The following is a 7510-nucleotide window of genomic DNA, read 5'->3' as shown; positions in this document are numbered from 1 at the left end:
GGGGTGCTTGCGGCGCGCTCGGGGGCGGCGCGGCGGGGGCGGGTGGCAGGGGCGCGCGGCGCCCGCCGGGGTTCGGCCTGATGATGGTCCGCTCGGAACGGCCGAACGGGTCGGAAGGCGAACCCGGATCGCTCATCGCCTGCCCTCCAGAACGGCCCAGAGCTCGAGCTCGAGATCGGGCCAGTCGCCGGAAAAATGCATGCCGATTGAACTCGCCGTCGAGAATTCCGGCCAGAGCGGCGAGGTGCGGTCGAGGTAGAAGTATACATGATCCGTGAGCGCGCGGATCTGCGGCGGCGGCGTCGGCAGATGGACGAGATTGATGCCCGGCAGATGGGCATGGACGATCTCGTTCATCTTGGTGTTGGGGCCGATCTTGAAGAGCTGCGGGAACTGCGCCTGGATCTCGGTCAGCGGGCGGCGCGCCGCCACTTCCAGCACCAGCGTCGCGTTGCGGACGAGGCTGCGGTCGCGGATCGTCGACATGAAGGCGTTTTGCGCGCGCTCGACGATCTCCAGCCGGATCGCCCGGCGGCCGAGATTGGCCGAGAGGAAGTCCTGGATGTCGCGCACGACCGGGGCGAAGCAGTTCTCCAGGTCGTCATGGTCGTAAGGAGGGTAGTCGCGGGCGCGGCGCTCGGCCGTGGTGAAGGTCGCAAGTTCGCCGGCGAGCGCGAGGAAGGTCGAGAACAGCCGCTCGGGATGGATGAAGCGCGAGCGGCGCATGTGCTTCAGCACCGGGATGTTGCGGTTGAGGAGCTGGAGCACGAAATAGTCGGCGCTCTGCAGACCGCCACCGGCCGTCGGATCGGCGGCATAGCGGGCAAGTTCCTCGAGCTTGTTGTCGATCCAGCCGATGACGCGGTCGAGCCAGCCCTCGATCACCGGATAGGCCGAGCAGACCAGCACGGGCGGGGCGAATTTCTCATCGAAGAGGATGGCGCGATCGCGCACTTCGAGGATACGGCCGAGTGCGAGGCCGACATAGCCGGCCTTCGAGGTCTTGCGCAGCTCCAGCGTCAGGCGCGGATGAGCGACGTCGATCTCTTCCTCGGTTCGCAGCGAGGCGGTCGAGTCGATCAGCATCTCGTTGGCGGGGACGTAACGGCTGGCCGAGCCGTTCAGCGTGTCCTCGACCTCCCGGGTATTGGCGGCGGCGAGCGGCAGCGAGAGCCAGACGATCTGGCCGGCGGCATTCTCCGGCACCTCGATCGCGGCCGGCAGGGGGCTGTTGTCAGGCAGCGCGAAGGGCGTGCCGTCCGGCATCACGCCCGCGGCGCGGCGCAGGCCGATCCGGCTCTGCTGGGCGAGGTCGCGGTCGATCTCCAGCACCGAGAAGCCCCATGGATAGGGCGAGATGGTTCTGACGCGACTTTCCAGCAGATTTTCGAGGTAGCGGTCGTTCTGCTGGAAGTGATGCGGCCTGAGAAACAGTCCTTCCGACCAGACGACCTTGCTGTACCACGACATTCCGGTCTCGCTCACTCGAAGGCAGGCTGGGCGAGCTTATACGGCTCCTGCCCAAGCGTCACCAAACGAATGCTAGCGCGCTGCTCGGGCAACGCAGTCATTGACTTGAAGGATGCGGCGGAGCGATTTTCGCGGCAGTCCTCGGTAGAACGAATCCGTTCGAGCAGGAGGCCCGCATGCCCAAGGGACCGGCCGCACGCGTCATGGACCCGGTGCTGCATCCGCTGCCGGGCATGCTCCAGCCCGGTCCGGGAAGCATGAACGTGATCATCGGCGGCATGCCGGCCTGGCGCGGCGTTCCGGCTGGCGCCGCCGCCGCTATCCAGTCGGCGAAGGCAGCCTCGGACGCGACGCTTCAGGCGGCACAGGCCGCGACCTTGGCGGCGGCGGGTACACCTGGAGCGCCTGCCGCGAAAGCAGCCGAAGAGGCGGCGAAGACTGCGGCACTCGCTGCCATGAGTTCAACCATCACGGGCGCCTCGGGCGGGGCCGACATCCATAACTGCCTGACGCTGATGCCACCGCAGCCGCATGGGCCCGGCGTGGCCATCGACGGCTCGCAGACGGTGCTGATCAACAATCTGCCGGCCTGCCGGCTGGGCGACACGATCATCGAGGCGCTGGGGCCGCCCAACAAGATCATGACGGGCCTGCCGACCGTGATCATCGGCGGCTGATGCCGGATTGATTCAGGAAAACGGCGGAAGTCGCTGAAGCGGGATCGTTTTATCGCTGCGAGGTGCGATGGCGAAGAGCAGGAGGACGGTCCCCGATCGGGCCGAGGCGAAGCAGGAGCGCTTTCGCCACAAGATGGTGCAGCGCTTCTCCTCGGACCAGCAGCGGGCAAAGAATCACGGGCTCGCCCGCAACGGGCGCGTGGCGGAGGTGCTCTGCTTCATGGTGCTGATCCGCGACCCGGCCCGGCGCAGGCGGCCGATCCTGCCGGTGCCGAACGTCAGTTGCACCGCGGCGGTACGCCAGTTCTTCCGGGCCGACGACGGCGAGCAGGCGGCGCATCTGCTGCCCGGCCAGATCTCGATCGACGGCGCCTTTCCCTGGCTGTTCCTGGCGGGTCCGGCGGCGCGGCAGCTCGAAAACCTCTTTGGCTATGTCGAGCCGCTGCGGGCCGACTACAACAAGGCCGATTCTGCCGCCGAGGCGAACGGGCTGACCGATGCCTTCGCCGATGCCTGCCGGAGGGTGCTGACCAGCAAGGGCGACCCCGCGGCGGATATCGTCGCGGCCTATGATCAGGTCTGGCAGCCGGGTGCGCTCGCCGCTTTCGCGGCGGCCGAGGCGCAGAAGCGCAGCAAGCCGACCCCGCCGCCGATCGAGCGCGGCGTCGGCCTGGAATACGGCATGATCCTGAATTTCGAGGAGCGGATGGCCGCCTTCGAGGACGACTCGATCTGGGCGACCCACGAGCAGCTCAGCATCCTCGGCTATTACAAGGCCGCGATGGATGATGCGCCGCGCCAGCTCGAGCCGCGCGCGATCCGCGAGATCCTGGCGCTGCCGCCGGCTTGACCGGGCGGGGCTGGCAGGCCAAGCGGGCGTTCCATTCCTCCCGCGACAGGACCCAAGACCATGACCATCGAACGCATCGGCCTCGCCGCCCGCTACTGCGACGCCGCCATCTTCAACGGCATCGTTTTCCTCGCCGGCCATGTCGCCGAGAAGACCGAGGGCGCCTCACTGACCGAGCAGACCGAGGAGGTGCTCGCGCTGCTGGAAGACACGCTGGCGCAGGCCGGCAGCCGCAAGGAGCGCATCCTCAGCGTCCAGATCTTCCTCACCGATATCAGCAAGATCGGCGAGATGAACGCGGTCTGGGACAAGTGGGTGGCCAAGGGCCATTCGCCAGCCCGCGCGACCGTCGAGGCGAAGCTGGCCTCGCCGGGTTACGCCATCGAGATCACGGCGGTCGCGGCGAAGGGCTGAGACTCGGCCCATCTGACGCTCATCCAGTCGTGTCATCCCGGGCGTAGCGAAGCGAAGACCCGGGATCCATGCCTGAGCCTCTCCGATGAATGTTCCGGCATGGATCCCGGATCGGCGCGGCTTTGCCGCTTGTCCGGGGTGACATCTGGAGAGGGGAGTGCTGCTACTTCCCGCCGCGGTCGTAGCATTCGGCGAAATAGATCATGAAGGCGTCGACGAGGCCGTTCTCGTAAGGCGCTGTCTTGGCGTCCCAGCGGGCGACATAGGTCTCCCACATCTTCGCCTTGCGCGAGCCGATCAGGCCGCCAAGGCCGCCATCCTGCGCCGTCGCCTCGTTGATCGCCTGCGGATCGAGGTCCTCGACCAGCATCTTCAGCGCGTGCTGCATGGCCGAGTAAGTCTTGATCTGGTGCGCCTTGAGATCGCGGAAACTCTCGTCGAAGGCGCGTTTCGCGTCGAGATAGCCGCTGCGCGGCTGGCCGAAGATCAGTTGCAGGGCGTCGTCGACCGTCGGTGAGAATTTCAGCGGGTTGTTGTCCTGCGCCTGAATCATCGTCTGGCTGGTGCTGCGGGCGATGCGCTTGGTTTCGGCACGGGCGGCGAGCAGCCCCTTCAACTCCTCCGCGATCAGCCGCATCAGGCCCCCGAGCTGCTCGGCGAAGGCGCCGGGGTCCTGCGTCGCCAGCGCCTGTGGCGAGACGCCAGCGCCCTTGGCGAAGCGCTGCATGAACTCGCCCATCGAGATCGGCGCGGGCGCGCCAGGAGGCTGTGCGGACGGTTCAGACGGAAAAGGCGGCGGCTTGAATGCCGGCATCGGCGCGGGAGAGGGCTCAGCCGGAGCCTCGGGTGCCTGCGCATCCTCGGTCGGCTCGTCCCAGGGGCTGACACCCGATGGGCTGCTCGCGGGTGGACGACGCGGCGTCGGGATCGGGACGATCGGCTCCGCCGGCGGAAGGGGCTGCGGCTGGAGCGGGGCCCAGGCGAATTCGTCGTTCCGTGCGGCGGGTGGAGACCAGTCCCGTGTCGGCTGCGGAGCGGGTTCGGCGCTGGGGGCGGGGATATCGGCCGCCCAGTCGATGAAACCGGCATGGACCGGCCTGGCATGGTTCGGGGGCATCAGGTCGCGGCGCGGGATCGGCGGCGCGGCGTCTTCGCTCGGTGCCCACAGTGATTCCGGCTGGGCCGCATAAGGCGGGGGCGGGGCGGCTGCGCCGGAGACCTGCCCGGCTTCTTCGGCGATGGCGACGGCGATGATGTAGTGGCCGATCTCCAGCCGGTCGCCGTCCTGGAGCCGGTACGGCGATTGCACGCGATGCTCGCCGCCATTCACGAAGGTGCCGTTCGTCGAGATGTCGCGCAGCCACCAGCCACCGTCGCGGAAGCGGATCTCGCAATGCCGGCCGGAAACGGCACGCGATGGATCGGGCAGCGCCCAGTCGAGATGCTGGTCGCGCCCGATATCGAGACCGCGCCCACCGCTCGTGGTCACGCTGAGCGGACCGCCATCGGGCAGCGAGGTCTCGTTCTCGATCGTCAGTGTCAGCGCCATCGCGGACGTCCCGTTGCGGCCCGAGCGGAAGGATCAGCGCTTGCCGGCATCGTCTTCAGCCAAACGAATGCATGCTTCGACGCAGCCGCGCAATGCGCCTTCACGCTCGCGTGCCGGCAGGCCGTTGATTGCATTGAGCACGGCGATGCGGGCCATCTTGGCTGTCAGGTCCGATGGCGTCGGGATGGGGTGGCTCTCCGACATGCTGCCGCCGGAATAGCCTGCCGCCCAGGCGACAAAGGTGCCGGGTCGCGCGCTGTCGCCTGCCTGCGCCTGCCGCAGCGCCTCGAAGCGGGTGCGATCACCGGGCTCGCGCACCCAGGCTTCGGCTGCGGTGAGGCCGGGATCCTGCGTGCCGGACGGCTGCATCGAGCGTACGGCCTGGAGCGCCCACCACACCGTCTCGCGCCGGGGCAAAAGGAAGGCGCAGAAGCTCGCCGCCTCCGTCGGCGCCGGCCCTCGGACGAGACGGCCGAGGAAGGCCAGCGGCGGCTCGTTGGTCGGCGCCATCGTCACGGCCTGGCGGGCCGCGGGATAGGTCTCGAACACTTCGCGGGCGGTGCTGAAGCGCAGGCGTGACATGGAGGCTCCGGCCGTTCTGTCGTTATCGGTCTACGTGGTCAGTTGATGTTCACCATCGGGGCGTTGATGGTGAGGATGCCGTCGCTCTTCACCTCCGTCAGCGCCTGGCTATGGATCGTGATCTTCGGCGAGGTGATCTCGATGCTGCCGGGCGTCATCTTGATCGTGCTCTGCCCGACCTTGAGATTGATCTCCCGGAGCGCCTCGACGTCGAGCTTGCCGTTCTGGATGTCGAGCTTGTCGTCGCCGAGCTTCAACGTGGTTTCGCGCGAATAGCCCATGCCCTGGAAGCGTTCGCCGATATCGCGGGTCTCGATGTTGTTGACCGTGACCTTGTGGTCCTTCTCCGTCCTGATCTCCAGGACTTCCTGGTCCTTGCGGTCCTCGAACTTGATCTCGTTATAGGTGTCGGAGAAACCGGCTCCATCGGTCGATTCCGACTTGAGGCCGGACTGGGTCTTGTTCGCCGGCAACTCGTAGGGCGGCTTGTGCTGGTCGTTGACCACGGCGCCGACGACGAGCGGCAGGTCCGGGTTGCCCTCGATGTACTCGACGATCACCTCCTGGCCGATGCGGGGGATGACCTGCCCGCCCCAGCCTTTGCCGGCCCACATCTGCGCGACGCGGGTGCGGCAGGAGGTCGAGCCATCCTCGCGGTCCCAGTGGAAGCGCAGCCAGATGCGGCCGTATTCGTCGACGTCGATATCGCCTTCCTCGCCCTTGTTCTTCTCGCCGACGACCTTGGCGGTATGCGGCCCGTAGACGGTCGGGCGGGGCGTCACGATCGGCGCGCGGAAGCGCTTGTCGCTTTTCTGGAGCTCATAGGAGCCGTGATAGAGCGCCTCGTCCCGGCGCCCGGACGAGCGATAGCTCTGGATACCATAGGCGTGGGTCGCGCGGACGACGATGTATTCGCTGTTCTCGGCGCCGGTCGGGTGGTCGATCAGCTTCATCAGCGCGCCCGGATAGAGGCTCGCGGCGTCGCCGCCGGCATAGCGGCGATCGTCCTGCGCCTGTTCGGCCTGGGCCATCACGCGGGCGAAATGCTCGCCCTGGTCGCGCTTGGTGTAGGCAGCCGGGTAGTCATAGGCCTCGTAGGACTTGGCCTTCGGAAAGCCTTCCTCGGCACGCGCTGTGAGGTCTGATTCCGATTTCTCGAAATCATAGTCCTTGAGCTCGAACTTGCCGGTGCGCAGGCGGCGGATCGTCGACCAGTGCGTCAGATGCTCGACGGTACTGCGCGGAAAGCGGTTGCCTTGCGGCACGAAGGCGTAGCCCGAGGCGTCGCCCTGGAAGCTCGGTTCGGCCGCAGCCTGGACCTGGTCATGGGCGGAGCGGGAATCGCAGAGCACGAGCTTGTGGTCGCCGTCGCTGTGCTTGAAATAATAGTAGATGCCGTACTGCTCCATCAGCCGCAGCACGAAGTCGAGATCGGTCTCGCGATACTGGACGCAGTAGTCGACAGGCTGGAGCGTCTCGCTGGTGCGATCGTCGAAACTCGCGGAGCCCTCCTTCTTGAAGATCTCCTTGATGATGTCCAAGGCGGTCTTGTTCTTGAAAATCCGGCAATCGGCGCGCTGCGAGAGCAGCCAGAGCCAAGGCTTGAGCGTGAAGCGGTAAATATAAAGATCGTCCTGCTGGCCGAGCCATTGCGCGTCGACAAGCGTGCCGTTCAAAACGCGCTCGCTCTTGTTCTTGAGCGTGAACTTGATCGCGCATTTTTCGCTCATGATGCTTTGCAGGTCGGCGTTTTCAGTTTTGCTTGCCGCTTCGATGTTATAAGTAAATAATTCGCTCAGAGCTTCGGTGGCTTCGAATTTGATAATTGTAAATTCGTCCTTTCCCTTGGGTGTAGAGAAAGACGCAGTACTATTTTCTTGCCTGAGGGCGGAGGGCATCAATTGAACCTTTCGATTCGTACTGCTATTTTTATATTGACGTAGGTGATTTCCGGGTTCATCCTTCCAT

At 66.0% G+C, this 7510-nt stretch carries 7 protein-coding genes; 3 read left to right on the top strand and 4 right to left on the bottom strand.

From position 1 onward, the window contains the following. Positions 1–132: 132 nt before the first annotated feature. Positions 133–1470 carry a type VI secretion system baseplate subunit TssK gene (tssK, locus tag J0I42_RS23310; RefSeq protein ID WP_291658505.1) on the bottom strand — a complete coding sequence of 446 codons (1338 nt, stop codon included), beginning with the start codon at positions 1468–1470 and terminating at the stop codon, positions 133–135. Positions 1471–1646: 176 nt separating this feature from the next. On the opposite strand from tssK, the gene J0I42_RS23305 reads away from it, so the two are divergent. The 3 genes from J0I42_RS23305 to J0I42_RS23295 all read left to right on the top strand — a co-directional run bounded on the left by J0I42_RS23305 (position 1647) and on the right by J0I42_RS23295 (position 3411). Next, positions 1647–2147, top strand: a complete 501-nt coding sequence (locus tag J0I42_RS23305) for a PAAR domain-containing protein (protein WP_291658504.1) — start codon at positions 1647–1649, stop codon at positions 2145–2147. A 67-nt stretch (positions 2148–2214) separates the two neighbouring features. Next, complete coding sequence (locus J0I42_RS23300; protein WP_291658503.1) at positions 2215–2997, top strand: hypothetical protein; 783 nt, start codon at positions 2215–2217, stop codon at positions 2995–2997. Positions 2998–3057: 60 nt separating this feature from the next. Continuing rightward, the gene (locus J0I42_RS23295; RefSeq protein WP_091861342.1) at positions 3058–3411 is read left to right on the top strand and encodes a RidA family protein; all 354 of its coding nucleotides are present in this window, start codon (positions 3058–3060) and stop codon (positions 3409–3411) included. Positions 3412–3574: 163 nt separating this feature from the next. Here J0I42_RS23295 and tagH read toward each other — a convergent pair whose 3' ends face one another. The 3 genes from tagH to J0I42_RS23280 are packed head-to-tail and all read right to left on the bottom strand — an operon-like array spanning position 3575 to position 7440. After that, positions 3575–4960 (bottom strand): type VI secretion system-associated FHA domain protein TagH, encoded by a 1386-nt coding sequence (tagH, locus tag J0I42_RS23290; protein WP_291658499.1) that lies wholly within the window; start codon positions 4958–4960, stop codon positions 3575–3577. A 33-nt stretch (positions 4961–4993) separates the two neighbouring features. Further along, positions 4994–5542 (bottom strand): DUF6931 family protein, encoded by a 549-nt coding sequence (locus J0I42_RS23285; RefSeq protein WP_291658497.1) that lies wholly within the window; start codon positions 5540–5542, stop codon positions 4994–4996. Positions 5543–5580: 38 nt separating this feature from the next. Next, complete coding sequence (locus tag J0I42_RS23280; RefSeq protein ID WP_291658495.1) at positions 5581–7440, bottom strand: type VI secretion system Vgr family protein; 1860 nt, start codon at positions 7438–7440, stop codon at positions 5581–5583. Positions 7441–7510 lie beyond the last annotated feature (70 nt).

It is taken from the genome of Allobosea sp., from assembly GCF_017308015.1.
In the GTDB taxonomy this organism is placed as follows: Bacteria; Pseudomonadota; Alphaproteobacteria; order Rhizobiales; family Beijerinckiaceae; genus Allobosea.
Note: the sequence above shows the minus strand (reverse complement) of the source record. Positions and strands in the feature narration are given on the sequence as shown.